The sequence below is a fragment of the Candidatus Accumulibacter contiguus genome, from assembly GCF_012940005.1.
GTDB lineage: Bacteria > Pseudomonadota > Gammaproteobacteria > Burkholderiales > Rhodocyclaceae > Accumulibacter > Accumulibacter contiguus.
The window spans coordinates 1-24,915 of the sequence record NZ_SPMX01000065.1; the positions used below are offsets into that span (position 1 = coordinate 1).

At 61.5% G+C, this 24,915-nt stretch carries 26 protein-coding genes and 2 pseudogenes; 14 read left to right on the forward strand and 14 right to left on the reverse strand.

From position 1 onward, the window contains the following. The 3 genes from E4Q08_RS24115 to E4Q08_RS18775 form a co-directional block, all read left to right on the forward strand. Window positions 1-226, forward strand: a 226-nt coding sequence (locus E4Q08_RS24115) for a hypothetical protein (RefSeq protein WP_211203490.1), incomplete at its 5' end; no start/stop codon positions are given. A gap of 209 nt (window positions 227-435) precedes the next feature. Then, a complete protein-coding gene (locus E4Q08_RS18770) occupies window positions 436-792 on the forward strand; it encodes a hypothetical protein (protein ID WP_169071482.1) in 357 nt (118 codons plus the stop codon). Beyond that, entirely contained in the window at window positions 770-1,132 is a 363-nt protein-coding gene (locus E4Q08_RS18775; protein ID WP_169071483.1) for a hypothetical protein, read from the forward strand. The genes E4Q08_RS18770 and E4Q08_RS18775 overlap by 23 nt, the downstream gene beginning before the upstream one ends. A 282-nt stretch (window positions 1,133-1,414) precedes the next feature. On the opposite strand, the gene E4Q08_RS18780 is transcribed toward E4Q08_RS18775, so the two are convergent. Next, the gene (locus tag E4Q08_RS18780; protein ID WP_169071484.1) at window positions 1,415-1,618 is read right to left on the reverse strand and encodes a hypothetical protein; all 204 of its coding nucleotides are present in this window, start codon (window positions 1,616-1,618) and stop codon (window positions 1,415-1,417) included. Between E4Q08_RS18780 and E4Q08_RS18785 the strand changes: the two genes are divergently transcribed. The 8 genes and pseudogenes from E4Q08_RS18785 (at window position 1,617) to E4Q08_RS18820 (ending at window position 7,412) form a co-directional block, all read left to right on the forward strand. Next, window positions 1,617-1,856, forward strand: coding sequence for a hypothetical protein (locus tag E4Q08_RS18785; RefSeq protein ID WP_169071485.1), 240 nt, complete (start codon window positions 1,617-1,619; stop codon window positions 1,854-1,856). The genes E4Q08_RS18780 and E4Q08_RS18785 overlap by 2 nt on opposite strands. Next, complete coding sequence (locus tag E4Q08_RS18790) at window positions 1,857-2,408, forward strand: transposase (protein ID WP_169071486.1); 552 nt, start codon at window positions 1,857-1,859, stop codon at window positions 2,406-2,408. It begins immediately after the preceding gene. 106 nt (window positions 2,409-2,514) lie between these two features. Beyond that, window positions 2,515-2,775, forward strand: coding sequence for a hypothetical protein (locus tag E4Q08_RS18795; RefSeq protein ID WP_169071487.1), 261 nt, complete (start codon window positions 2,515-2,517; stop codon window positions 2,773-2,775). A gap of 944 nt (window positions 2,776-3,719) precedes the next feature. Next, the gene (locus E4Q08_RS18800; RefSeq protein ID WP_169071488.1) at window positions 3,720-4,958 is read left to right on the forward strand and encodes an extracellular catalytic domain type 1 short-chain-length polyhydroxyalkanoate depolymerase; all 1,239 of its coding nucleotides are present in this window, start codon (window positions 3,720-3,722) and stop codon (window positions 4,956-4,958) included. Between the two features lie 125 nt (window positions 4,959-5,083). Further along, on the forward strand, window positions 5,084-5,524 hold the full coding sequence (locus E4Q08_RS18805; protein WP_169071489.1) for a phasin family protein: 441 nt from the start codon (window positions 5,084-5,086) through the stop codon (window positions 5,522-5,524). A 9-nt stretch (window positions 5,525-5,533) separates the two neighbouring features. Then, window positions 5,534-6,118: pseudogene (locus tag E4Q08_RS18810) on the forward strand (efflux RND transporter permease subunit); the annotation flags it as partial. Between the two features lie 137 nt (window positions 6,119-6,255). After that, entirely contained in the window at window positions 6,256-6,663 is a 408-nt protein-coding gene (locus E4Q08_RS18815; RefSeq protein WP_169071490.1) for a DUF4332 domain-containing protein, read from the forward strand. 269 nt (window positions 6,664-6,932) lie between these two features. After that, window positions 6,933-7,412 (forward strand): DUF4124 domain-containing protein, encoded by a 480-nt coding sequence (locus tag E4Q08_RS18820; RefSeq protein ID WP_034916443.1) that lies wholly within the window; start codon window positions 6,933-6,935, stop codon window positions 7,410-7,412. 137 nt (window positions 7,413-7,549) lie between these two features. Here E4Q08_RS18820 and E4Q08_RS18825 read toward each other — a convergent pair whose 3' ends face one another. Further along, window positions 7,550-8,959 (reverse strand): 3'-5' exonuclease family protein, encoded by a 1,410-nt coding sequence (locus E4Q08_RS18825; protein ID WP_308240177.1) that lies wholly within the window; start codon window positions 8,957-8,959, stop codon window positions 7,550-7,552. Between the two features lie 409 nt (window positions 8,960-9,368). Between E4Q08_RS18825 and E4Q08_RS18830 the strand changes: the two genes are divergently transcribed. Beyond that, a complete protein-coding gene (locus E4Q08_RS18830) occupies window positions 9,369-10,718 on the forward strand; it encodes an ABC1 kinase family protein (RefSeq protein WP_169071492.1) in 1,350 nt (449 codons plus the stop codon). Window positions 10,719-10,804: 86 nt separating this feature from the next. On the opposite strand, the gene E4Q08_RS18835 is transcribed toward E4Q08_RS18830, so the two are convergent. The 7 genes from E4Q08_RS18835 to E4Q08_RS18865 form a co-directional block, all read right to left on the reverse strand. Further along, a complete protein-coding gene (locus E4Q08_RS18835; RefSeq protein ID WP_034917267.1) occupies window positions 10,805-11,029 on the reverse strand; it encodes a sulfurtransferase TusA family protein in 225 nt (74 codons plus the stop codon). An 11-nt stretch (window positions 11,030-11,040) separates the two neighbouring features. Continuing rightward, window positions 11,041-11,511, reverse strand: a complete 471-nt coding sequence (locus E4Q08_RS18840; protein WP_169071493.1) for a hydrogenase iron-sulfur subunit — start codon at window positions 11,509-11,511, stop codon at window positions 11,041-11,043. Beyond that, complete coding sequence (locus E4Q08_RS25870; protein WP_169071494.1) at window positions 11,508-13,448, reverse strand: FAD-dependent oxidoreductase; 1,941 nt, start codon at window positions 13,446-13,448, stop codon at window positions 11,508-11,510. The genes E4Q08_RS18840 and E4Q08_RS25870 overlap by 4 nt, the downstream gene beginning before the upstream one ends. Then, window positions 13,445-13,939, reverse strand: a complete 495-nt coding sequence (locus E4Q08_RS18850) for a hydrogenase maturation protease (RefSeq protein WP_034917261.1) — start codon at window positions 13,937-13,939, stop codon at window positions 13,445-13,447. Before E4Q08_RS18850 ends, E4Q08_RS25870 begins: the two co-directional genes overlap by 4 nt. Before the next feature lie 6 nt (window positions 13,940-13,945). Next, a complete protein-coding gene (locus E4Q08_RS18855) occupies window positions 13,946-15,433 on the reverse strand; it encodes a Ni/Fe hydrogenase subunit alpha (protein ID WP_169071495.1) in 1,488 nt (495 codons plus the stop codon). Further along, window positions 15,430-16,434, reverse strand: a complete 1,005-nt coding sequence (locus tag E4Q08_RS18860; protein WP_034917255.1) for an NADH-quinone oxidoreductase subunit B family protein — start codon at window positions 16,432-16,434, stop codon at window positions 15,430-15,432. The genes E4Q08_RS18855 and E4Q08_RS18860 overlap by 4 nt, the downstream gene beginning before the upstream one ends. Window positions 16,435-16,498: 64 nt before the next feature. Then, the gene (locus E4Q08_RS18865) at window positions 16,499-17,656 is read right to left on the reverse strand and encodes a methyl-accepting chemotaxis protein (protein ID WP_034917253.1); all 1,158 of its coding nucleotides are present in this window, start codon (window positions 17,654-17,656) and stop codon (window positions 16,499-16,501) included. Between the two features lie 180 nt (window positions 17,657-17,836). Between E4Q08_RS18865 and E4Q08_RS18870 the strand changes: the two genes are divergently transcribed. Next, window positions 17,837-18,163: a hypothetical protein gene (locus E4Q08_RS18870; RefSeq protein WP_169071496.1), complete on the forward strand. Its 327-nt coding sequence runs from the start codon at window positions 17,837-17,839 to the stop codon at window positions 18,161-18,163. Here the strand turns inward: E4Q08_RS18870 and E4Q08_RS18875 are convergent. The 5 genes from E4Q08_RS18875 to E4Q08_RS18895 all read right to left on the reverse strand — a co-directional run bounded on the left by E4Q08_RS18875 (window position 18,126) and on the right by E4Q08_RS18895 (window position 24,462). After that, window positions 18,126-18,620 carry a Uma2 family endonuclease gene (locus tag E4Q08_RS18875; protein ID WP_034917250.1) on the reverse strand — a complete coding sequence of 165 codons (495 nt, stop codon included), beginning with the start codon at window positions 18,618-18,620 and terminating at the stop codon, window positions 18,126-18,128. The genes E4Q08_RS18870 and E4Q08_RS18875 overlap by 38 nt on opposite strands. A 422-nt stretch (window positions 18,621-19,042) precedes the next feature. Next, window positions 19,043-20,467 carry an exosortase Q subunit 2 gene (gene xrtQb / locus E4Q08_RS18880; RefSeq protein ID WP_169071497.1) on the reverse strand — a complete coding sequence of 475 codons (1,425 nt, stop codon included), beginning with the start codon at window positions 20,465-20,467 and terminating at the stop codon, window positions 19,043-19,045. Further along, window positions 20,383-22,803, reverse strand: coding sequence for a VIT domain-containing protein (locus tag E4Q08_RS18885; RefSeq protein ID WP_169071498.1), 2,421 nt, complete (start codon window positions 22,801-22,803; stop codon window positions 20,383-20,385). Before E4Q08_RS18885 ends, xrtQb begins: the two co-directional genes overlap by 85 nt. Further along, window positions 22,800-23,870, reverse strand: a complete 1,071-nt coding sequence (locus tag E4Q08_RS18890; protein WP_169071499.1) for a GGDEF domain-containing protein — start codon at window positions 23,868-23,870, stop codon at window positions 22,800-22,802. Before E4Q08_RS18890 ends, E4Q08_RS18885 begins: the two co-directional genes overlap by 4 nt. 31 nt (window positions 23,871-23,901) lie before the next feature. Then, the gene (locus tag E4Q08_RS18895; RefSeq protein ID WP_034911473.1) at window positions 23,902-24,462 is read right to left on the reverse strand and encodes a carboxymuconolactone decarboxylase family protein; all 561 of its coding nucleotides are present in this window, start codon (window positions 24,460-24,462) and stop codon (window positions 23,902-23,904) included. 234 nt (window positions 24,463-24,696) lie between these two features. Here E4Q08_RS18895 and E4Q08_RS26420 point away from each other — a divergent pair. Beyond that, window positions 24,697-24,915: pseudogene (locus tag E4Q08_RS26420) on the forward strand (ISAzo13 family transposase); the annotation flags it as partial.

The window sequence follows — 24,915 nt, forward strand, 5'->3', positions numbered from 1 at the left end:
CTTCGGGATCAACCGCACCATCTGCCTCCCCCGGCCGCTTCCGAATCCTCATCCCCACGAGTTTGTGCTGTGCCACGGAGGGTCACTGCGGGGTGGCCGAGAACTGGTCTGGGAGTTCGCCTTGAGCCGCTCCCGCGCCTCTTTCAAATCCCACAGCAACTTCACCAGCAAGCCATCTTTCTGCTTCGCCGGTAACGCCATCAGCTTCTGCTCATCCCACTGCTGAAGATCAAAGTCGCTCAGGTACACTCACTTGCCTCACGAACACGATTACCCGCTCACTGGTGAGATACCATAGCCAAACCATCCCTCGCTTGCAACCACTGCAGCATAGTTGGTATATGTCGTAGGGGGCTAAACGGTTACCACGTATTAGTATCCATTGATGGTACCGGGCATTTTAGTTCCGGTGCTACCAGTTGTCCGCAGTGTTGTGTGAAGAAGCACCGGGATGGGAGAGAAGAATATTATCATCAGCTGTTGTGTGCAACGGTGGTTCACCCGGACTACCCAGTGGTGATTCCCCTGATGCCGGAGCCAATCATGAAAGAGGACGGCGATAACAAAAATGACTGTGAGCGTAATGCATCGAAAAGGTTGCTGAAGCACCTGAGCGAGCAATACAAGCACCTGAAGCCGATTATCATAGAGGACAGTTTGTCGGCGAACGGACCACACCTTAAGTGGTTGAAATCATTAGAAATGAGGTACATTATTGGCGTCAAACAAGGAGATCATTCCCATTTGTTTGATTTGATCCAGAAAAAAAATGTGTCAAGGGGAAGCCATTGAATTTGAGAAGATTGACGACGCAGGAATTATTCATGGATTTCGGTTTATTAACGGAGTTCCCCTGAATAAAAGCCATCCGGATTTGCTGGTTAACTTTTTGGAATATTGGCAAATTAACAAAGGCAAGGAGGTTATTTTTTCGTGGATCACTGATATCGAACTAACGAAAGAGACGGTTTGCAAAGTCATGCAAGGAGGTCGAGCGCGCTGGAAAATAGAAAACGAAACGTTTAACACACTGAAGAATCAAGGTTACAATTTAGAGCACAATTACGGACATGGCGAAAAAAATTTGAGTTCGGTTTTTGGTTGTTTGACGTTCATGGCTTTTTTTAATTGATCAGCTTCAAGCGTGGGGATGTGAGCTATTTAAAAGTGCACGCCAGTCACGGCGTACTCTAATCTCTTTGTGGCATCGGATGATCGAGCTGTTTACAACTTATCTCATCCCTTCTTGGGAGGTGTTGTGGAAGGCAATTGCAAACGGTTACTCGGCCGGTACGCTAGAGATAGACTCGTCGTAGATCTTTGCTCGTTCGTATGGTGTTTTTTTTGTACCCAGTTTATTGCTCAGTGTGATTGTTAATATAAATTTTATTTCCGTGAAAAAAAGTCGGAAGCATTACTTCTGCAAAAACGTAATCTGCAAATGCAAATTGGATTTTATTTTAGGAGTTATCCGAATTGATTTATTATGCCGGGAACTGCTGGTATTGAACACACCGAAGAACAGGTTGTAGTGCTCGCGCTGGGCGTGTTCGGTCACGGAGAAGGCCAGCGAATTCAGCGCCAGCTGTTCCATGTTGCGGTCGATGAAGCGCGCCATGTCCCATCTGGCCGACCACGTTTTGCCGCGGCTGCCGGTCCGCCAGTGGGTGCTGTCGGTTCCGAAGCGGCTGCGTGATCACCTCGAACATGATCCGGCGATCGAGACGCTGGCGCTGCGCATTTTCCTGAGCGTCGTGGAACCAGCCTGGTGCCGGGCCTGCCCGGCGGCGGGTTCCGATTCCCGGATCGGGGCGCTTGCCTTCATTCACCGCTTTGGCGCGCTGCTTAATCCGTAGGTGCACTTCCACTGCATCGTCATCGAGGGTGTCTTCGAGGCGGACGCCTCGGGAGTGGCGACGTTTCACGAAAGCCGTGCCCCCGACCAGAAGTTGCTTGATGAGGTCCAGGCCAAGGTCCGCCGCCGTCTGCTGCGCGCGCTGACCCGCCGCGGTGTGCTCGAGCCGGAAGACGCCGAAGCGATGGCGAACTGGGAGCACAGGGGCGGCTTCTCGCTTGACGCCGGCGTGCGCATTGAAGCGGCCGACCGCCAGGGCCTGGAACGGCTGCTACGGTATTGCGCTCGATCGGCCTTTGCGCTGGAACGTTTGCGTGAAATCGACGCCGAACACCTGGTCTATGAGAGCGTCAAGCCGGATCCCGGCGGTAGCGTCAGCTTGATGCTGACGCCGCTCGAACGGTTCGAGCGTCTGGCGGCGCTGATTCCACCCCCCGCGCCGTCATCGGCATCGGTACGGCGTACTGGCACCCAACGCACCGCTCCGCGCACAGGTCACCGCGCTTGCCAGCGTGCCAGAGCGTCCGACCGCGCCGCTTGTCACAGCGACTGAGACTGAGCCAATCGCGGCGCAAACCACCGCCCCAGGCGCGTCGTCCGACAGCGAGGAGCAGGCAGAGGAGGCGCTCCTGTGTCGCGCGGCCCGCTACGCCTGGGCGTTGCTGCTCGCGCGCATCGATGAGGTCTTTCCGCTCGTCTGCCCACGCTGTGGCGGCGAGATGCGAATCATCGCCTTCCTCACCGACGCCTGCGCCGTGCGCGAGATCCTCTCGCACTTAGGCGAGCCGACGTCACCGCCGCCTATCGCGCCGGCCCGGGGCCCGCCGCTGTGGGAGATGGCCGATGCCGAGCAGGGCGAGTTCGATCCGCAAGCTCAACCGGCACCGGACTACGAATTCGATCAGCGCATCGCCTGGTAAAGGCCGCACGAAGACGATCCGATCCGATCGGGCTCGTCAGGGACCGCTTGCACCATGGGTCGCGCGCGGCGGCCTTGTCGGTCACCGCGCGACCCATGGCCATCATGGCCATCCTGGTGCTGCGATTCTGGCGAGGTTTTCAGGCTCCGTCGGCACACTTTCCCCGAATCACGACTGCTGTCAGGGCCTATCAGAGCCTGGAACACTGGCGGAAGTGGCGTTGGATATCCTATCCTTCGTCATTCCCAGGCGCAGGGCCGCGCCATTGCCGCGCAAAGGATAAAAAATCCAACGGCAGCGTCGAGAGTATAGGAGATCGCGTGAAGCGGCGTCGATCCGGGATTGTGTTTCGGGAACCCATGAAAAGTCATCCGAATCCCGCTTCGCCCAGTGTCTGTGGTCATTCGCCCGGCCGGGCGGATGACCACAGACACGACTACCGAGGCGCCGGCCCGAGCCGAGGCACCCGCCGGACTGAGTCGCTGAGCGACAGGGTCTCGCCGCTTTCCTTCCTCGCAAGAGGATCCCCCAGGATCCACACCGCCCCCATGTTGCAGCGCCGTATGCATGCCTGGGTGGGTCTTGCAGCCTGGCTGAAAGAAAAGGTTGATCACGACCAAGCGCGAGCCGCCGCAGCCGACAGCATGCGGTCTTGATCGCAGGATTGGGGACTCAAGCACGAGTTGACTTCTGCCGCCATAAGACCTATAAATCAGTCATGTTGCGGCGCATCAATGGCAACAGACTTAGGTGATTTCCGCAAAACGCCGTACCAAGAGTCATGGCGTCAGGCCTGGCTCAGGGCCAGAAAAACAGGCAGCTGCGGTAGTTGTTCGGGATCCTGATTCCCGGAAATCACCTTAGGCCGCCGGAAGAGGCTTGAGAGGTGGATTCCTGCGACGGCTTTGGCATCATTCCATGCACCAGTGCGAGGGGGAAGAACCATGAACTTTGCAAGCGTTGGCAATCGAAAAGAGACCGCGAAAAGAGTATCGACCATTGTCGGCCGACTGGTCGTGCTGGCGGTTCTCGCGCAGGCACCTATCCAGGCGGCGACGGCTCAAGACGCGCCGGCACCCTTGGGCAGCACAACCGCCAAAATCACTGAAATAGAGATGCTGGAGTCCCGCAACCCCGGCGCTCTAAAGATGTTCGTCTATGTTCCCGAGAGTGTCCGTTCGAGCGCGCAGCCAAGACCGCTGGTTGTCGCCCTCCATGGCTGCGCGATGACCGCGGAGGACTACCTGCAGGGGACTGGCTGGGCACAATTGGCCGAGAAATGGGGTTTTGCTGTGTTGTTGCCGCAACAGCAAAAAGCGAGGAAGTTATTGGACTTTTTTACAGGCAAGAACAATCCAGCCCTCTGCTTTAACTGGTGGGAGGCCGATCGCGGCAATGCCGAAGTCCGGTCGATCATGCACATGATCAAGAGGATGCTTGACGACTACGGGTCGAGGCTGGATCCATCGCGAATCTACGCGACAGGGGTGTCAGCGGGAGGCGGAATGACCGTCGACCTGCTCGCCTTGCACCCGACCTGCTTTGCCGGCGGAGCTCCCATCGCCGGCGTAGCGTTCAACTGCGCGGAGCTCTTGTACACCCAAGCGATTAATTCCTGCATGCAGCCGACGGACAAGCCCGGCCCGAAGCCCCGGCAGTCGCGCGAAGAGGGTGGCAGAGTCTTGTCTAAGGATAATGGGGCTAATGCGAAGAAATGGGGATACTGGGTTCGCCGGATTTGCGAGGCTAACAAGGATTGCCCGAGCAGCGAAAGGGGATGGCCGCCGATCACCATCTGGCAGGGTGAGCAGGACCGCATGGTCGGGCCGGGGAACCTGCGCGACCTGGCGCTGCAATGGACGAACGTCCACGGCTTTAACAAGCAGAACCCCGGCAAGCGTACTGTCACTGTCAAGGTGCCGCCCTATGAGGTGGAGCATACCCAATACGCCGACAAGACAGGCAGGGTCCTGGTGGAAACACGGCTGATCGGGAAGGAAGGTCCTGCGACGGACCACGGCGTCGTGATCGATCCGGAGGAAGCGAGTTTCGCCTGCGGCCGCACGCAAGACTTTGTCTATGACGGAAACATCTGTTCGACCCTGGAGATTGCGCGTTTCTGGGGTCTCGACAGCACAGCCGCAACGAGCACTGCGAGCGACCGCTGCAGCAATCTGAAATGAGCGCCAGCGAGCGATTCCACCGACACGATGTACACCGATAATGGAGGTTGAAATGTCACCAGTCCAAACCGAGCAAACCGGGCCGACCGATATGTTGCCGTTTGCAAAAAAAAATTCTTGAGTTGATGCAGTATGACCCATCGACACGCATCAAGGAGTTTCTTGACTTATGCCACGAAGCGGCTCCGCAGCTGGGCTTCGATCGCGCGAAGCTGGTCTGCGAATTCCAGGAAAGGAACCTCGGCAGCCTCCAGGTGGCAGCCAAACGCGAAGGACAGCTGGCCGAGATGGCGTGTGCTCGCCAGCGCGAGTTCATGGCCAACAGCATCGCCGATGCGCAGCGGGCGTCGGCAGAGATGCTGCGTCCCGGAACGCCGATGGACATTGCCGCACGCTACGCCGAGTACCTCAAGCAGTCATGGACGAAAGCCATCGAGGAATCCCGTGCGATCGGCGAAGAAGTCGGCGCGACGCAGACGAATGTCTCGCAAATTCTTTTTAATCGAGCCAACGACTTCCTGGACGAGATCAATGACCTTATCGCCGAGACCAAGCTAACGCATTGATGTGAAAGTCCGCCGGGCGTGCTGCAGACCACGGTCGGCGATGCCGAGTCGATGGCCGAACTGTTCGAGAGCTTCGGCCTCGCCATGGCAACCGGCGTGCTCTGCATCTACATCGTCCTGGTCCTGCTGTTCAAGGATTTCGTGCAGCCGGTGACCATCCTCGCCGCGCTCGTCCTCTCGGTGCCCGGCGCCTTCCTCGCGCTGTTCGTGACCGGCCAGGCGATCTCGATGTCGTCGATGATCGGCCTGATCATGCTGATGGGCATCGCCACCAAGAACTCGATCCTGCTCGTCGACTACGTCATCCTCGCCCGCCGCGAGCACGGCCTCGACCGCTGGAACGCCCTGCTCGACGCCTGCCGCAAGCGGGCGCGGCCAATCGTCATGACCACCATTGCGATGGGTGCCGGCATGCTGCCGATCGCCATCGGGATCGGCACCGACCCGAGCTTCCGCGCGCCGATGGCCATCGTCGTCATCGGCGGCCTGATCACCTCGACCTTCCTCAGCCTGCTGGTCATCCCGGTCGTCTTCACCTTCGTAGACGACGCCATCGTCTGGATTCGCCAGCACCTGCCGAAGCCGCACGCATGAGCGACAAGCTGTTCGCCGGCCTTGACCTGCCATTAACTGCTTCAATTAGAATCGTGTCTGTCGACTACCCGGGTCGTTTCGCGATCCGCGACAGGAACGTTTCACTACCGATAACGACACCATAGGAGAAGACCGCAATGACCGTCTCAGTCAAGGACTTGCACGGAAGCACCCCGGCCATCGTCGAAAAGCTCAAGGAAGCGGGGATTACCAACAATGAGCAGTTCCTCGCTGCGGCCGCCGAGCCGGCCCAGAGGAAAGCGCTGGCAAGCAGCTGCGGCTGCGATGCGCGCACCATCCTGGATCTTGCCAACCGAGCCGATCTGGCGCGCATCAAGGGCGTCTCCGGCGTGTACTCGGACCTGCTCGAGAAGGCCGGGGTCGATACCGTCAAGGAACTGGCAACTCGTCGTCCAGACAACCTGCATGCGAAGATCGTCGACACCAACGCCGGCGTTCAGATCACCAAACAGCCGCCTTCCTTGGCGATGGTCGAGTCCTGGGTGCAGCAGGCCAAGGATTTGCCCAAGACGCTGAGCTACTGAGAGGCTTCGCCAACGGTCATGACTTTTCCAGGCACCCTCGATCATGAAAGTCATGACCGTTTCCCTCTCCCCCGACCCCTCCCCCGCGAGGGGGGAGGGGAGATTCGTGAGTCGCATACGCGACTTTCACATTAACGGTCATGGCTTCTGGCAGACAGGAACCGCTGATTGAATCGGCCGCCGCTCGGACTGGAGCGGCTGCGGCTGATGGTTGACGCCGCCCGGTAGCGGCTCTATGCTGTTTCCGGCGGTCACACCGGGGGAAAAGCATGCATCCACAAGCCCTGTTCCTCGTGCTGTTTGTCGTCGCCACGGCGGCGTCGGGCAGCGGGGTCTACAAGTGGGTCGACGAGAAGGGGGTAACCCACTTCTCCGAGCTGCCGCCGCCGGGACAACCGGCCCAGAAACCGCAGAAGGCGCCAGGTGCTCAGGACCAGCCCGCCGCGGCGGCCGCCGGCGATGGCGGCCAGCCGGCTGGCAAGACCTGGCAGCAGAAAGAGGCCGAGTTTCGCCAGCGCCAGATCGATCGTGAGGCCGCCGCGCGCAAGCAGGAGGAACAGGAAGCCGCGGTGAAGCGCCAGCAGCGAGACTGCATGCTCGCCAGGAAGAGGCTCGAAAACCTGCAGGACGCGAATGCCGTCTCGCGATACGACGACCAGGGCGAGCGCGTCTATCTCAACGACAAGGAACGGACAGCCCTGATCCAGCGGCGCAGACAGGAGATCGAGGCGAGGTGTGCCGGCATGTGACCGCTCACGGCAGCGCACGTAGGCGCCCTCGATGGCGGTGAGCAGTAGACCGGCGAACGAGCGCGCACGATCGTCGTCGGTGAAATCGAAGTGCGCGGCGATGAGTATGACAGGAATCTTTCGTCGATCGCAATTCGTTACCGCTCGGACAACAGGCGCACGCGCACTCGCCCCTTTCCCAGATGCGCGGTGAGCAGTTTGTAGGTATCCCGATCGAACCGCCCCTGACCCGACTGACCCCGCAGGATTTGCTGGATCTCAGCCTCGCTGCGCGCGCTGCCCAGGTGCCGCCAGCCGTTCACGACGTGGACTTCCTCCACTTCCCGCAACTCGTCCCGCTCGACGACGCCAATCGCTCCGGGGTAGGGCCATGCGGTGAGCTTCAGCTTCATCAGCGCCGACATCATGCGCACGCCGTGCACGCCGACGGCTTCCTTGCCCACGCAGGCGCCCCGGCATTGCTTGACCTGGTGGGCGAAGCAGGGGCGTCCGGGCTGCGCGGGTTTCTCCAGCCCGAGAATGATCGGGCACAGTTCATGCGCGGCAGCGATCTTGCGCAGGGTGTCGGTGGCTTCCCGCCGGTTGGCGAAGAGGCCGAAAAGGTCTGCCGAGCACACGAAATCGGCAGCCTGGCCGCTGACCAGTCTCGGCCGGTAATCGCCTGGGGCCACTTGCACCAACTGCCAGGTGCACAGGTCCGAAGAGCGGCGCAAGCGACGATTGTGAATCGGCTGGCATTCCTTGACCAGTCGTGATTCCAGCAGCAGGGCGCCGAGTTCACCGGCCGTCTCATGCCAGTGAATTCGACGCACTTCCTGACTGAGGCGCATCTCCTTGTACTCACGCAGGTCGGACGCGAAGTGAGAGCGTACGCGCTGACGCAGGTTGACGCTTTTCCCCACGTACAGAAGCGCGTCGTTGTCGCCGTAGAAGAGGTACACCCCGGGGGATTCGGGCAGATCGTCGAGCCGGGCAGAATCCAGGTGGGGCGGCAGGCTGGGGCGCTTGAACTGCTGACGGATGGCCTCGGCTAGAGCCTCTTCGCCGCAATCCCGTTTCAACAGGCACCAGAACTGCCAAAGCAGGTGGGCATTGGCCAAGGCGCCGTGGCGGTCGCCCATCGTCAAATCATGACGGACCATGAGACTGTCCAGGTTGTGTTTCTGGTGGTCCGGGAAGAGCTTGCGAGACAGGCGCACAGTACACAACACGTCGGTCCGGAAGGACTTCCCCAGACGCTGGAATTCGCTCTTGACGAAACCATAGTTGAAGCGGGCATGGTGGGCAACGAACGGACGCCCATGCAGGCGATCGGCCAGTTCTGCCGCGACCTGGGCGAAAGTAGGGGCGTCGGCTATCGTCTCGTTACGGATACCGTTGAGTCGCTGGATGAATTCAGGGATCGGCCGCTGTGGGTTGACCAGGGTACTCCAGGTCGAGACCCGGTCACCCTCTGCGTCCAGCACGGCGACCCTTGTGATGCGGTCCCGTACCGGATTGGCCCCGGTGGTCTCCAGGCCGATGAAGGCAAGCCGAGCGGGAATCACGAGGCCAAGCCCGGAGCCCGGCAGATCGAACCGGGTTTGGTGGCCAGCCGTCCGCCGTCCGCGGAGTGTCTGGCTGCACGCAATTGACGGGCCAACTCGCGCATCACGGCGATGGAGGTTTTTTTCTGTTTTGTTCATATTTGTTCTAGACAAATCATGGTTAATCACCTATCATAGTGCGAAATGATACTTTATTGATCGTTATCTGCATTTTTTTGTCCAGCCAAAAAAGTGCTTTCTGATCGATCAATCTGCTGGTTTCTATGGCCGGCAAGGAGTCCATTCCTGGACAGCAGGTGAAACTGGAGGAGAGATGGCGTGGAGAAAGTAGCCTTGGTCACTGGAGCGGCAGGCGGACTGGGTCAATCGGTGGTGGCCAGGCTGGCAGAGCTCAACGCCAATCTGATACATGCGCGACGATGAGCGAAGCGAACACGATGCGAACACCTCGGCCGTTCCCGGCGGACGCTGGTCCAGGCTGGTCCGGCTGGGCGCTCTCGCCGGCGGTGTTGCCGGCAGCATGCTGGCCGAAGGCACGCGTCAGTTCGCCCAGGGCAAGCGTCCGCGAATCAGCGACTTGCTGCTGACGCCGGCGAACGCCCGCCGAGTTGCCGATCAGCTGGCCCAGCTGCGTGGAGCGGCGATGAAGTTCGGGCAGTTGTTGTCCATGGATGCAGGCGATCTGTTGCCGCCGGAGTTTGGCGCCATCCTGGCGCGCTTGCGCGCCGACGCCAGAGCCATGCCGATGCGTCAGTTGGCCAGCGTGCTCGATGCCAACTGGGGGCATGGCTGGGACCGTCATTTCCGGCAGTTCTCTTTCACGCCGGTGGCGGCAGCGTCGATCGGCCAGGTCCATCTGGCGCAGACGAAGGATGGGCGGCGCCTGGCCATAAAGGTCCAGTACCCCGGTGTCCGACAGAGTATCGACAGCGACGTCGACAATGTCGCCACCTTGCTGCGCATTTCCGGCCTGTTGCCGAGCAGTCTTGATGTCGGACCGTTGCTGCGGGAGGCGAAACGTCAGTTGCATGCCGAAGCGGATTATCTGGGCGAGGGCGCCCTGCTCAGCCGCTACGCCGGTCTGCTTGCCGACACGCCCGAGTTCATGCTGCCCGAGGTGCACGGCGATCTGACGACGGAAAGCGTCCTGTCGATGTCCTGCATGGGCGGCGTGCCGGTCGAATCCCTGCTGCATGCCCCGCAAGCGGAGCGCGATCGCGTGCTCGGACTGCTGTTCAGGCTACTCTTCCGGGAGATCTTCGAATTCCACTTGATCCAGACCGATCCAAATTTCGCCAACTATCGTTACGACGTTGCCTCTCGCCGGTTGATTCTGCTCGACTTCGGAGCGACGCGCGGCTATCCGGCAGTCGTTGTCGACGCCTATCGCCGGCTGATGGCGAGTGCCGTCGCAGGAGACCGGCAGGAAATGAGCGTGGCCGCCAGCGCCATCGGCTATTTTGGGGCTGACATCGGGGAGCGGCAGCGCCAACTCGTACTGGATGTCTTTCTGCACGCCTGCGAACCATTGCGCCACGCCGGTGCCTACGATTTCGGGAATTCGGATCTGCCAGCGCGCATCCGCGACGCCGGTCTGGCCTTGAGCACCGAACGGGATTCCTGGCATACGCCGCCGGCGGATGCCCTGTTCCTGCACCGCAAGGCCGGCGGTCTTTATCTGCTGGCGGCAAGGCTCAAGGCGCGGGTGGATATTCGCGCCTTGTTCCTGCCTTACGCGTCGGGGCAGGCGCCGTCATGAGCCGGCAGCGAGATACCTGATGCAGCGCAAGACCCAACAGACGTACCTCCTCTGCCCGCGCCCCGGCCAGGCTGCCAGGAAACCGCTCAAAGCTTGATCTGGATGCGCTTCTTGCCGCCGCCTTCATCCTTGCACCAAAGGACGGTCTTCCGGGCGCGAGTCGCCCATTCACGCACATCCTTTTCAAAGGTCGAGCAATCGGCGACGACTTCGAGAATGTCTCCCGGTTTCATCCTGGTCGACTGAACGGTTACTTTCAGCGTCGGTTGCGGACACTTGAGTCCAACGCAATCAAGGATTTGGGTTGCCATTCTTCTTCTCCTCAGTCATTAAATGGTATTGCCGCAAGAGCACGAACCTGATCAACGAATTCATTGGTGATCTGCGAAAACCTGTCTGCTTCCGCCGCCGAAACATAATCGAAGCGAAAGCGCCGCGGATCGACGCCCAATTGCGGCACCAGGCGCTCCAGCAGTTCAGCCCGGCAGTAGGCGCGCAGATTGCCCTCCTTGTAATGGCAGTCGCCGGGATGGCAGGCCAGTACCATGACGCCGTCCGCCCCTTTCTGGAAGGATTCGAGGATCAGGGTCGGCTCAACCCGGCCGGAACACATGACGCGGATCGCAGTCAGTTCTGCCGGCACTGGCAACTGGCTGGCACCCGCCTTGTCGGCGCCGGCGTAGGAACACCAGTTGCACAGGAAGGCAACGATTTTGACCCCACCGCTGGCGATGACGCCGGCGCAGTTCGTCGGGCTGGTCGGCTGGGCAGTCGAATAGCTCTGGCAACTCATGACAACACTCCCGCAAGTTCGGCTCGTAGCATCGCACGGGAAAATCCCTGTCCGGTAATCGCGCCAGACGGGCAGGCGGCGACGCAGGTGCCGCAACCACGACACAGGATATCGGCCACATCGGCAATCCTGTCGCGCGCATTCCACGAAATGGCCTTGTAGGGGCAGACCTGCAGGCACGTTCCGCAGCCGGAACAGCGCTTCGCATCGACCACCGCCACCTGCGGGTCGACCACCAGATCGCGGCCATCGACCAGATCGGAAAGCGCCAGGCCGGCCGCCGCCGTGCCGCTGGAAAAGGCCTCACGGATATCGCCCGGCCCACGACTGGTCCCGGCCAGATAGATACCTTTGATGTTGCTGGCGCAGGAAGCGGAAAGCGAATGCAACTGGGCAAGGAAGCCGCCTGCGTTGGTTTCGAGTTCAAGCACCTCGGCAACCCTGCTGGTTCCTTCACCGGGAACGACCGGACGCATCAGCACGATCATGTCGGCGGCAATCGCCTGCCCATTGTCCTTGCAGACGATCCGGCGTTCTGCCCCCACGCCTTCGACGCTCAGGGCGCCCAGCCCGGAATAGCGGCTGACGGCGCTGTGGTCGTGGTGCAGTTGGTTGTCGGCATCCAGGCCGGGTACGACCTGTTCGCGTACCAGACGTGTCAGTTCGACCCCCTCCACTTTGGCAGCGGCAATATGGGCGTACTTCAGCGCAGTGCGGCAACAGGTGCCGGAACAGTAGGAAATCTCGCTGCTATCGAGCGAACCGGCGCAATGGACAATGGCCACCGACTGCGGCGGCGTGCCGTCAGCTTTCAGGATCTCGCCGCAGGTCGGGCCGTTCATCGCCAGCAGACGCTCGAAGCTGTAGCCGGTATGCACGTCCGACTGCCCGGTGAAAGCGGCGGGAACGTCCTGTTTCTCAAGAGCCCCCGTGGCGACGATAATGGCGCCCGCTTCGATGCCGTTCTGACGAGCCGTATCGTCGAAAGCCAGAGAACCTTCGACCGGGCATTCGACGACGCAGGCATTGCACTCCTCGCCCTTCAGCTTCAGGCAGACCGCCGGATCAATGTGCGGGAAATTGGGCAGGGCACCGGCAAAAGGCGCATCGACCGCCGCCAGTTCGCCAGCAGCATTCCACGGGTGCGGCCGGTGCTCGGGGCAGACGGCAGCACAGGCCATGCAGCCGATGCATAAATCCGGATTGATGAAGCGCGGTTGCTGTTTGACGGTCAAGGTCCAGTTGCCGAAGGCGCCCTTGACCGAGGTCACCTCGGCCAGCGTCAGCAAATCAACGTATTCGCTTTCGTGGCCATGCAGCAATTCGCCCATCACCGGCTCCAGCAGGCACGGACCACATTCGAGATTCGGAAAAAGTTCCTCATAGCGAACGGGCAGCCCGCCGATGAAGGGTTCCTTCTCGATCAGGGTCACCTTGCGTCCCGCGCGTGCCAGCGTCAGCGCCGCCTGCATGCCGGCCGGTCCGGCACCGATGATCGCTACTTCGGTGCGCAGCGGCACCTTGCGCGCGACGAGCGGCTCATGCCGCTGCACGCGATCCAGCGCCGCCGACAACAGACGTGCCGACTTCGCCGTCGCCAGCACGGGATCGGTGGTCACCCAGGCAACCTGCTCACGGACATTGACCATTTGCAGGAAATACGGGTTGATGCCGGCCCCGGTCAATAGCCGCCGAAATGTCGTTTCATGATCGCGCGGCGAACAGGCGGCGACGACCACGCGTTCAGGCTGTTCTTCCTTCAGCCAGGCCTCCAGCTGTTCGAGGTTGTCGGCACCACAGGCGAGTTGATCGACCCGGAAAACCGGTTTGGTCGGGTGGCTGGCAAGCAGTTTCTGCACCCTTTCCCAGTCGATCCGCTCCGCGATGATGCCGCTGCAGGTGCATAGAATGACGGCTGTTCTTGCTCGGGTACTCATGCAGCCTCCTTGTTGGCAAAGAGATGCCCACGGGCCAGCAGACGTACTGTCCGGCAGGCTTCCGGCAGGGCGCTGGCGACGCGGGGTGTCAGGTTTTCGGCAAAAGTGGTGACGTCGTCAGCCACCACCGCCACCAGGTGAATATTCTCGTCGGTGGGCAGATCCAGACCCATGGCGCGGCCAATGGTCAGCGCTTGCAGCAGGGTGCAGTCGTGGCCGCAAGCCGCATTCTGGCTGCGGCCGTCGATGCCGGCCACCATCACCTCGCCGGGCGTGCGGCGGCTGTCGAGCAGCGCGTCGACGATGATGGCCCGCGTTGCGCCCGCCAGTTCCTCGAGCAGCAACAAGCCGCCGGCGTGCGATTCCACCAGCCGCCATGGCCCTTCCACTGCGGCCGCCAATTCGCGAACCACCCGCGGTCCGATGGCATCGTCACTCAGAAAAGGGCAACCCAGGCCGATCACGACGCAGTCGCCATGTGCACTGCGCATGGCCGCTTATCCCCTCACCTGTTGATCGAGCAGCGATCCGTCGGCGGCGCGCAGGTTAAGCTCGAGCGGTGCCTTGCCCAGTGCGTGCGTGGCGCACGAGCAGCAGGGATCGTAGAGGCGGAAAGCCATTTCCACCTGGTTCAGGATGCCATCGCTGAACACCCCACCCTTGATCAGCCCCTTCGCAGCCTTCATCACGGAAAGCGAAATCGGGGCATTGTTGTTGGTCGTGCCGACGATCAGATTGACCTTGGTGAGCACACCGCGTTCGTCGGTTTCGTAATGGTGGGTGAGCGTGCCGCGCGGCGCCTCGACCGAGCCGATGCCAATGCCAGCCCGCGCCTCGACGACCTGGCGGACCTCCGGATCACAGATATCAGGGTGTTCGAGCAACTCCTGCATGCGCTCTGCGGCATAGAGCAACTCGATCAAGCGTGCCCAGTGCGTCGCAAGGCGGTGATGGACCGGCAGGTTGCGGCCATTGGCGGCCTTTCCGCGCACCCCGAAGGTGTCGTAAAAACGCTCGAATTCAGCCTGCGCAAGCGGTGTGGCCATGCGGTCGGCGACATTGAGGCGCGCTAGCGGCGTGGCATGATAAATGCCGCTATCCTGCCCATCGACAAAGCCATGCCAGCCGAATTTCTTCAGATAGGGGAATTTCAAATAGCTCCATGGCTCGACGTGTTCGGCGATGTGGCTCAGGTAATCCTTGGCATCGTAGAGGGCGACTTCGTTCCCCAGCGTATCGACGACACGAATTCTGCCCTCGTAGAAATTGGGTGCCATCCCGACGTCGACCGTACCCATGCTGTGCGTTTCGTGGCGATACAAATCGGACAGTACCAGATCAAGATAAGCCTGATCCTTGAGAACGATATCCTCGAAAGCCTGCAGCGAGAAGCGGGCGAAATCGATGTTTTCCTTGGCACAGCCAAGAAAATCCCGGCGCATTTCCTCGCTCAGGGCCACCGACCAACCGCCCGGCAACGCCCCACACAAATGCACGCCGCGGCCGCCCAGACGCTTGATCAGTTCGTGGTTGCGCTTGCGGCAGTTGATGACCTGCAAGCCGATATCGACGCCCACCTTGCGAATGACCCCCAGGATATTGCGCTCGCAGGCCGGAGCATCCGGGCCAACGATGAAATCCGGCCCACCCAGGCAGTAGAAATGCGTGGTGTGATCGGTGACAAAAAACGCCATGTAGATCAATTCGCGAATGCGCTTTGCCGCCGGCAGGCAGGCAACGCCGAAGGCCGCATCGACGGCCTTGGCTGCCGCCATGTGGTGAGCTTCCGGACAAACGCCGCAGATGCGATTGGTGATGTTGGCCATTTCCTCGGCATGGCGTCCGACGCAGAAGGACTCAAAACCGCGCAGTTCCGGAATCTGGAAATACGCTGAGGAAACCTCGCCGGCGTCGTCCAGAAAAATCTCGATCTTGCCGTGGCCTTCCAGGCGTGTGATCGGATCGATGGTGATTCGTTGAGTCATTGCTCCACCTCCGGCGTGCGATCGGCGAGCACGGTCGCTGCCAGTGAATAGCGATAGAAAGTTCCCAGCGGGTCAGCCACGCCGGATAGTGCATCCTTGAGCCGCCGATGCAGGGCCTCTTCGTCCTTGCCGGCCAGCTTGCCGGGATCGACCGCTGCCGCCAGCGCCGTCAGCGCGCTGGCGCCGGGGTCCGCGGTCGCATCGAGAGCGCCATAGCAGCCGGTGCAGGGCATATTGGCGGTCGGACAAAGGGCATGGCAACCGCCGCGCGTGGCCGGCCCGAGGCAGGCGAACCCCTGTTCGACCAAACACCAGCCGGCTTCCGGTATGGCCTCATAAGGCCGTAGCAGCCGCGCTGCCAGAACCCCGCGTTTTTCCCGTGGACACTCGCTGCAAACGGCGCGGCTGCTGCAACCCAGCCAGGTGCCAAGCGGCGGCAAGGCCGCACCGGAGGCCACATGGCGAATTACGGCGATGATCTGTTCCGGCTCCGGAGGACAACCGGGCATGGTGTAATCAACGCTGACCGCTTCATGCACGGCCAGTACGCGCGGCATGAAGGCCGGCAGTTCCAGTTCACCGTCGGCTACATGGCAGATCGGTTGCGGGATCAGCCGCGCCGGATTTTCGACGCTGGGCGCATTCAGGAAGACCGTGTCGAGCAGGTGCTGCAAACCGTGCTGATTGGCCAGAGCGGGAATGCCGCCCGTAGCGGCGCAGGCGCCAAAAGCGACGAACACCTTCGACTTCCTGCGCAACAACTCGGCCATTTCCCTGTTTTCTTCGGTACGCAACGCACCGTTGAACAGGGTCAGGAATATATCGCCATCCGGCAGAGCCTCGATGTCCTTTGTCTTGGTATCAAGCAGACAAGGACAAAACATGAAGTCGAAGTGCTGATCAACTTCCAGCAAGACCTCATCAATATTGGCCAGGGCGATTTCACATCCGCCGCAGGAAGCTGCCCAATACATGGCAAGTTTTGGTTTGCTGGCTGACATCTTTCCCTCCATGAACAGGAACCGCCTACGCGATCTGCAACCCCGGCAAACAAGCCGGAAACAGTCAATACGTGAAACCCTTGACCAACCGGGACAGATGATCCGTTTGCCGAGACAAGGTCATTGCCGCCGCCGCCACGGTACTTGCCTCCTGTGCCGACCCGTGGACCATCGTGCTCATCTGCTGGCTACTTGAACTGATGTCATCAGTCACCGCCCTCTGCTCCTGGGCGGAAGTGGCTATCTGGCTGATCTCGTCAGATAACTCCGTGATCTTGCCAAGTATTTCGCAGATCGATTCGCTTGCGCGCGCGCCATCCTCAACGCCCTTCTCCACCTCATGCACCGCCTGTTTCATGGTATCAACTGCGCCCTGGGTTTCGCTCTGGATGAGCTTGATCATCTCGGAAATCTGCTTGGTTGCCTGCGTCGTGCGTTCTGCCAGCTTTCTCACCTCATCCGCCACGACGGCAAAACCGCGCCCCATCTCGCCGGCCCGCGCCGCCTCGATCGCGGCATTGAGTGCCAGCAGATTGGTCTGAGCGGCAATATCCTTGATCGTTGAGACGATGGCACCGATCTGTTCGGAACTCTCGCCCAGCCTGCCGATACGTTCCGATGAATCCTTGATCAGCTCGGCAATGGCGTGGATGGAATTGATCGATTCCATGGAAACATAGGCTGAAACAGTAGCCGCCTCGTTCGCCGCCGACGCCGTCTGGGATGCCTCAACGCAGTTTTCGGCGATATGCCCGGCAGTCGCTGCCATCTGCTCGCTAGCGGCGGCGGCACTGGAGCAACGTTCCGATGCGACAAGGGAATTGTCGGCGATCGCTGCCGCCGAGGTGCCCAGTTGATTGACTGTTGAAGCAATCTGCAGTGCAGACTGGCTCACCTCGGCGATGGACTTGCGCAGGTTCGCGACCATGCTGGCAAAGGCGGAGAAAACATTGTCCACATCGTCGCCATCCGATGGTGGCAGGGTCACGTTCAGATTGCCTTTGGCCACCTGCCCGATATGCCCGGACAACTGATCCAGTGGGCGAGCGATACTCGATGCCAGAAAAGAAGCAGCCAGGGCTGCAATGATGACTGCCAGTACCGTCCCGCCAAGCGCAACCGCCATCCCGCCGCCGACTCCTGCGACAACGAAAACGGGAATGGATGCCAGCACAGCCACACCGATCACCGTCATCCAGACCCTTGTTCTGAAGTTTGCCATTAGCCACCCCCTAAGAGATACCTCACCCTGTTAGTATCTTCTGGCATTAGACAGTAATACTAGCCAGCACACAATGAGGGGTATGTTTCGCCCCATGTGGACCCGGCCTTCGACACGCGCTTGCAACTCCCGACTGCACTCGTGCCGGTCCCCTCGCACCGCTTCCCGGAGTAGCGGGTGGTGGCCTCTGTCAAACTAAACGACAAAGAACCGAGAGAACTTGAGGTTGATTTAAAGAAAAAATCCAGATCGGCGGATGGTTTGGGGCAACTGCTGATCGAGGCACGAAACAGCAGCCGGCGCAGCAGGATTCCGAACTGGTTCATCGAAACCCTGACCGCTTCGACGGGGCAGCGTACGGGCGATGCAGTGGACCTCGCCGGACTCAAGGGAGGAAGTGAATACCGCTATGGTTTCGTGCACCTGGGCGGAGCACGAAACCGCGTCGACATTCACGCCATAGCGGCAATCACACCAGGACCTGGCAGCCACACTCCAATTCCGTAAGCACAGGAGAGACTTGCCGCGTCGTGCGGTATTTGCGTACATGTAGGACCAACAGCGTAAGCGGATCGAAGACGATCACATCCTTGACACCTTGCGACAAATAAAAGGGGGGGCCAATTTCCAGATCCTTGGCTTCAAAGCCTTTGCTGACCACTTCAATGACCGCCTCGGGAATCATGGTCAGTGCCGAATCCTGCTCTTCCTCGCTGGGCTCTCGACAAAAAATCGAGATGTCAGGCCGTTTTAGTCCATTAGGGAACTGGATATAGACATCCACGGCATGGATGCATGCACATCCTGATTTAACCTGATCATTTCTGGTGATGCCCTGGACAATGCGTTCTACCTGTTTCTGGTGACGATAAACGGGCTGAGCCTCCCAGATTGGAAGGCCGTTGACGATTTCAAGGCGAATCCCAAGCTCGCTGGCTTGAAGAAGGATGGGTGATAGACTCATGATTGCCGGATGCCTTCAAGTTAACTTTGCCCAGGCCGGACGGGATATTCATCCTGTCCGCAACGCTTCATCCTCACAGATCGCCCAGGCTGAACTCGATTGCATCGAAAGGCGCGATGCGCACTGGGGCGCAGGTTGCCAGCATGCGGGCTTGAGAGAAGCCCCCACGCGGGCTGGCTCTGGGTGAAGCCGTTCGCGAAGCATTCCGCCCAGGGCAAACTCGCCGTGCCTGAGGCGGGTCCCCTAATTGCAGACTTGCTTGTTATACAAGATTAACGGCGAACGGGCGACTTTTCGCTTTGGTCTCAAAAAGATAGTAGTTTGATGTTACATAATCTGTCAACGAGATTGGTGTGAGCGTGTGAGCGGGTGTGATTCGAAGAAAGTGATGCGCCAGTGAAATGATGTGAGGTGGCGTCGATTCACTGCAGGGGACTGGGTGCAGCCACCGTCACTGCCCACCAGGGGCCATGCGTGCGGCCCAACTGTGCGGCCCAGTACCAGGCGGAAACGTCGCTCCATTGTCCGCCGTCCGGAGAATGGATTCGCTCCGCCACTTCGAGCCGGGTGGCGCCACGGCTGGCGAGGTATCTCGACCAGCGTTGGTCGCCAACGCTCTGGATGGGCAGGGCTTCGACGCGGTAGCCGCTGGCCTTGAAGCAGTCGCTGCTGGGGTGGAGCTGGCGGCTCTCGCGGGTCACCCAGCGCAGAATGATCTCCCGCTGGCCGTCGGTGAAGCGTCCGACGCGGCCGGGAAAATCCTGCTGCAGGCGGTCTTCGAGAGGGGTCAGCGGCAAGGCGGTCAGCGGACGACCCTCGAAGCGGATCGGCCAGCCGGGAAAGGGCACGGCCGCCGGCGCGGCACGGCCGACTCCATGCGCCAAAGGTGCCAGAGCGGCGAGCAGGCAGATCAGTTGCGTAGGTCGGGTTGGCGCAGCGTAACCCGACATCCTGACGGGAAGGCATGCCGGTTCTGCGGATTGCGTCCGGTCGATGCGGTACAGCCCGTGGATGATCAGCAGCCCGGCCGCGAGGAACACGGACATGCCGGCGGCCGTGTGTACCCAGGCAGGCAGCACCAGCAGGCCGGTCTCCAGGTAGAACAGGGCGGCGGCGCGGACGGCATTGGCGGCGATGACGATGCACCCCGTCAGCGCGGCGGCGGCGAGCGTCTGCCGGGACGAGAAGCGGAACAGGGCGGCCGCCGCCGCCATCAGATACGCGCCCGCCCACAGCATGCGGATGCCGCTGCACGGGGCGTCGATGGCGATCTGCCGGCCATCCCAGAGCAACACCGCGCCCTCCAGCTCGACGGCCAGGCCGTTGAGTCGCAAGAGCGCGACGGCCAGCGATCCGGTCAGCACCCGCAGCGGGTAGCCGCAATAGAACTGCAGCGAAGCCGTCAGCGGCAGCGCCAGCAGGGCCAGCGCCGCGACCGGAAAATCGAGGCGCCGGCCGAGCCGCCAGGCACTGCCCAGCGCGGCCAGGGCGAGGGCGGCCAGGAGCGCGCGCAGGGACAGCGGCAGAGCGGCCAGGGTGGCTGCGGTATACAGCAGCAGCAATGCCGTTGGCAGGAGCAGGGGACGCTCGGGTGGCGATGCGGGGGCGGCTCGCCACAGGACGCCGATCGCCGTCGCCAGCGCCAGCAAGCCCCAGGGATCGTTGGAACCGTCGAAGCTGCCCCGGACATACCAGACGAGGATCGGCCAGCAGGCGATCGCCAGCGAGGCGAAGAGCACGCCGCCGGCGTGCTTTCGTACCATCACGCCGGGCGGGTCGGCCAGGCCTGCCGGCGGCGCAGCAGCAAACAGGCGAGGAGTACCAGCACCGTGGCGATCAGCATCCATTCCTCGGGCTCGGGAATGGTCGGGACGCTGCCCTTCTCGACCGGCCGCAGGCCAGCCTCATCGTATTGCTGGCTGGTCTCGAGAACGACGGCGCCGCTCACCGGGGTCACCAGATGGTAGCGCAAGGCGAGGTCGGTGGCGGCCTGCCGCCCGGGCTCTCCTTGTTCGAGAAGCCGCCTGATCTGATCGGCGGCCCACAGGCGCGCCAGGTGCCCGGAGGTTTTCGTGGCCGGATCGTGGACGATGGCCGCAGAAGCCAGTTGCTCGCGGTGGACGAGCGTTTCGGTGGTGCCCGGCGCCCAGGTGGTGAAGAGCCGCTCGAGGTCGGCCTGCAGGCCGTCGCTGCGGTTTGTCGGCAACACCGCCGGCAGCAGATCCAGGGCTTCGAGGACCTTGTTGGGACCCGGGATGACTTCGAGGGAGTACAGGCGCACCCGGCCAGGACGTCGCTCGGCGTACTGCAGCAGCGGTTCGACGCTTCCCAGCAGCATCGGCTGCGGGCCATGCAGCCAGAGGATGGCCGCGGGAGATCCGGCAGCCGCCCAGTCCCAGGCTCTGGCCAGGGCCTCCGGGTTATTCTGGCCACCGGCAAATTCGAGCCCCTGCAGGGCCTTGGCCGCCTGCTCCGCAGTCATCGCGCCGCTTGCCGTACTGGCGATGTCGGTGGCCGGAAAGAAGCCCAGCTCCAGCGCGCCAGGCAGACGCGCCAGCGCGGCGACGATTTCCCTGGCGGCGGGCGCCAGCGAGCTGGACGCATCGACCACCAGCGCCAGCCGCTGCGGCGGCTGCACGAGCTGTTCCTGGTAGCGCTGGACGATCACCCGGCCGGGGCCAGCGCCGGTATCGTCGCTCCAGACGGTGCGCAGCAGCGGATTCCGGGGAACGTCGATCCAGGTCGTCCGGCCGCCCAGTTTTTCGTTGTCGATCTCGCCGCGCAGGGCGTAGCCGGCATCGCTTACCCTTTCCGGGCGCAAGGGCTCGGCGCCGCTCAGCGGCGAGTCCGCTTCGAGCCAGACGGAATGGAAAAGCTTTGGCCCGATGTCGAAATTGCGCTCGCGAAAAGCCGGCAATTGCAGTCTGGCCAGCTTGCCGTCGCTGATCCGCAGCGGCACGGTGATGCCCAGGCGGATCTTCATCTCGCCAGCGTTGGGCGGGATGGGGAACATCTGGACCATCACCCGGTCCTGGCCGGCGGTGGTGACCAGCACCGGGTCCTGGCGGCGGCGGACCACTTTCTCGTAGGCCTGCCGGGTCTGGGCACGGGTACCGAAGGCCGCCTCTCGCTCCTCGCCATCGATCCACAGCGTCAGGCGCGATACCACGGCTCCCGCTGGCAGGGCGATCTGCGCCCGGCCTTCCTGCTGCCTCGTCGTGTCGTTCTGCAGGACCATCGTCCATTCCAGATAGGCCAGGCTGGCCTTGGCATCGACCGATCCGTCGATGCGCGAAGCCGCCAGGCGGACGCCGGTCAGGCGGCTACCCACCACGCGGCCGCCGATGTCTCGGTCGAAACCCCGCTGCCAATCGCGCAAACCCCGGATGGCCGGTTCCGGCAGGTCGTTGAAGGCCTGGCCGGTGACCTGGTAATAAACTTTTCTCGCCTCGATCGGGCTGACCGGATCGCCGAGGATGAGCAACAGGCCGATCAGGTCGGCAGACAAGCCAGTGCGCGAATAGCACAGATGCCGCAGCATTTCTTCGTTCCCGAGCGCGCGCAGCCAGCGGATGCCAGCCTGTCGAGATTCCACTTGTGCGCTGGTCGCCATCTGCACACCGATGCGCGTCAGGGTGAACGGCAGGTCGATGACGATCAGGGCCAGCATGGCCAGGACCCATCCCCGCCACGCCGCCGGAAGCCGGGCGCTGCCCTGATCGGTCAGGCGACGGTTGAGCAGCACGCGTCCCCGCCAGGCCGCCAGCAGCGACAACAGCGGCGCGAGCGGCAGCAGGCCGATACCGTAGAACAACACCATGAAGGGTGCGGCGGGCGTCAGCGGCAGATAGAGCAGTGCGTAGAAAGCGGCGATGCCCATCGCAACCGAGTGCAGCCAGGCCAGCGATGCGCTGGCGCGCACGCACGGCTGTGCCAACTCGACCAGTACCCAGGCATTGGCCAGCGGCACCAGAGCAATCAGCAAGCCATGCAAAAGACTCGGAATGGGGTCAAAAAAAGACTGTGCGCTGGCCTGGGTATAGGCCTCGTAAGCGAGGGTGAAAGCCGGCAGGATGACGCCCGCCAGCAGGATGAACCACCTGGACGATTTGTCCTGTTCGCGCCCGGGTGGTGGAAGCATGGCTTCCGGCACCCCGTGCCGTTCCTGATCCGGTATGCTCATGTTGCGCTCCCGTCGATGGCTTGTTCTTTTGCAGCCGTGACGCGGTTGCGGCCGCCGGCCTTGGAGCGGTAGAGCGCGTCGTCGGCGCGCTTGAGCAGCGCCTCGATGCGCACCTTCTCGTCTCCGCTGGTGCTGGATGTGCCCAGGCTGATCGTCACCTTGAGGTCGCACGCGCCATCACCCTCGATGCTGACCGGCGTGTCGGCAATGGCGTGCCGGAAGCGCTCGGCCGATTGCACCGCATCCCTGGCGTTGCAGGGGTAGAGCACGATCAGAAATTCTTCCCCGCCATAACGACCGAGGCTGTCACCCAGGCGTGTCTCGGCCTGCAGGCGGTGCGAAACCTGGCGCAATACCTCGTCGCCTGCCATGTGTCCATGGCTGTCGTTGATGATCTTGAAGAAATCGATGTCACAAATAATCACGCTCAGCGGTTCCCCGGTGCGCTTCGAGAGCGCCAGCGCGCTGCCGAGCCGCTCGATGATCGTCCCGCGGTTGAGGAGCCCGGTCAGCGCGTCGCGGGTGGCCTTGTTGATCAGGACCTCGGTCGCCTGCGTTCGCAGCCGGATGTCCCAGATACGTTCCGCGAAGTACGCGCCAAAGATGCGGATGAACTTGTGGTCGAGTTCATTGAACGGCTCGCGGCCTGCGGATACGCTCAGCAGGCCGATGCAAAGGCCCATACGCAGGAACGGCAGAATCAGGATCTCGCTTGGCGATCGGCCGGTGAGATGCCGGGGCGGCTCCGGTCCTGCGAGTGGATCGCCCAGGCGGACGAGACGCGGACGTTGCTGCTGCCAGTGATACTCGTCCCAGGGCGACAGCAGTGATTCCTTGCTGACGTACACCTGGCCATTGCATCCGTCGATGAGCTGCACCCCCTGCTCGTCTGCCACCACGAGTCGCCAGTTGGCGACGTTGGCGAAGTACTTCCATTGCCTGACGACGTGTTTTGCAATCTCGGCAATATCGTCGAGCGCATGCAGGTCGTCGAGCAGTCTGAACAGCGCCTCATAGCGAACGAGTTGTTCGGAAGCATGTTCAGTCTTCGGCGATCCGGCAGTCATGGTCGATTGCTGGCAAGACGGCAGATCCGGGTCACAGGATGGCGCGGTACTGCGGATCCAGGTCGAGCCGCAGCGAACTCGTGTAGACATTGAACATGGTGGCCATATCGATCACCGCGATGATCTCGCAAATCTCCTCCCTGGTGAACCCTTCCTCCATCAGTTCCTCGAAATCTTCGTCTTCCAGGCCGTTGGCATCGGCGACCACCTTGCTCGCGAAGCGGACGACATTCTGGTAGCAGCGCGGCAGCATGCAGGCGCTGTCGGATGCCAGGAAGGACTGCAGATCTGCAAAGGCCAATGCCTTGTCCAGGCTGAGTACGTTCTGCGCATGACAGGCGGAACAATAGCGCGCGCCGTGTCTGGCGGAAACGATGAAAACGATCATTTCCTTCAGCGGCAGCGGCAGGTTGCCGCTGAACAGGGTTCCCTTGGCTCGTTCCCAGTAGGCGCGCGCCAGCGCCTCGCTGTGGCCGAGGCTCTGGAGCCATATCGGCACTTCGGTCGCCCCGGTAGTTCGCATGAAATCATCATATACCGAACGGGTCGCCGGGGAAGCGTCTTCGTAGTCGGTGAGGGTATAGCGCTGCATTCGTGTGTCTCTCCGTAGTGGTCATGGGTGTGGCCAGGATCCGGTGCCATTTCACGATGAGGATCGAGTGACCACGCAGGCGTGCCCGCAGCCAAGCACCGGCGGTTGCTGTGGGCGCTTGCTGCAAGTCGCATCACCGGCTGCGCATGGCATGCTAAGGCGATGACCCGGAACCACTAAGTATCTGTCCAGAAATAACTTGTACAACTTATACGAGTAGGCGACGATCTCGTCATGAGTAATGACGAGCTAGTTGAAACGATCCGTAAGAAGTTCGAGCGCGTGTCCACGGTTTTGGATGAGCGGGGGCGTCGTGTGTGGGCGTTGGCGGAAGCGAGGCGCTCGGTTACGGCGGACAAAGCATCGTCGCTAAAGCCACGGGGCTATCGCGAATGACGCTGTATTCGGAAAAATGCGGTCATGCCCAGGACGACCCGGCGGGTTCTCGTAGAC

Coding starts and splice junctions, on each gene's coding strand:
- E4Q08_RS25870 (WP_169071494.1), bottom strand. CDS start 13,448: ATGAGTACCCGAGCAAGAACAGCCGTCATTCTATGCACCTGCAGCGGC.
- E4Q08_RS18820 (WP_034916443.1), top strand. CDS start 6,933: ATGCATCCACAAGCCCTGTTCCTCGTGCTGTTTGTCGTCGCCACGGCG.
- E4Q08_RS18855 (WP_169071495.1), bottom strand. CDS start 15,433: ATGACTCAACGAATCACCATCGATCCGATCACACGCCTGGAAGGCCAC.
- E4Q08_RS18800 (WP_169071488.1), top strand. CDS start 3,720: ATGAACTTTGCAAGCGTTGGCAATCGAAAAGAGACCGCGAAAAGAGTA.
- E4Q08_RS18865 (WP_034917253.1), bottom strand. CDS start 17,656: ATGGCAAACTTCAGAACAAGGGTCTGGATGACGGTGATCGGTGTGGCT.
- E4Q08_RS18830 (WP_169071492.1), top strand. CDS start 9,369: ATGCGCGACGATGAGCGAAGCGAACACGATGCGAACACCTCGGCCGTT.
- E4Q08_RS18890 (WP_169071499.1), bottom strand. CDS start 23,870: ATGACTGCCGGATCGCCGAAGACTGAACATGCTTCCGAACAACTCGTT.
- E4Q08_RS18805 (WP_169071489.1), top strand. CDS start 5,084: ATGCAGTATGACCCATCGACACGCATCAAGGAGTTTCTTGACTTATGC.
- E4Q08_RS18775 (WP_169071483.1), top strand. CDS start 770: ATGTGTCAAGGGGAAGCCATTGAATTTGAGAAGATTGACGACGCAGGA.
- E4Q08_RS18835 (WP_034917267.1), bottom strand. CDS start 11,029: ATGGCAACCCAAATCCTTGATTGCGTTGGACTCAAGTGTCCGCAACCG.
- xrtQb (WP_169071497.1), bottom strand. CDS start 20,467: ATGGATGCTGATCGCCACGGTGCTGGTACTCCTCGCCTGTTTGCTGCT.
- E4Q08_RS18860 (WP_034917255.1), bottom strand. CDS start 16,434: ATGTCAGCCAGCAAACCAAAACTTGCCATGTATTGGGCAGCTTCCTGC.
- E4Q08_RS18850 (WP_034917261.1), bottom strand. CDS start 13,939: ATGCGCAGTGCACATGGCGACTGCGTCGTGATCGGCCTGGGTTGCCCT.
- E4Q08_RS18785 (WP_169071485.1), top strand. CDS start 1,617: ATGTCCCATCTGGCCGACCACGTTTTGCCGCGGCTGCCGGTCCGCCAG.
- E4Q08_RS18875 (WP_034917250.1), bottom strand. CDS start 18,620: ATGAGTCTATCACCCATCCTTCTTCAAGCCAGCGAGCTTGGGATTCGC.
- E4Q08_RS18780 (WP_169071484.1), bottom strand. CDS start 1,618: ATGGCGCGCTTCATCGACCGCAACATGGAACAGCTGGCGCTGAATTCG.
- E4Q08_RS18885 (WP_169071498.1), bottom strand. CDS start 22,803: ATGAGCATACCGGATCAGGAACGGCACGGGGTGCCGGAAGCCATGCTT.
- E4Q08_RS18895 (WP_034911473.1), bottom strand. CDS start 24,462: ATGCAGCGCTATACCCTCACCGACTACGAAGACGCTTCCCCGGCGACC.
- E4Q08_RS18840 (WP_169071493.1), bottom strand. CDS start 11,511: ATGAGTTGCCAGAGCTATTCGACTGCCCAGCCGACCAGCCCGACGAAC.
- E4Q08_RS18815 (WP_169071490.1), top strand. CDS start 6,256: ATGACCGTCTCAGTCAAGGACTTGCACGGAAGCACCCCGGCCATCGTC.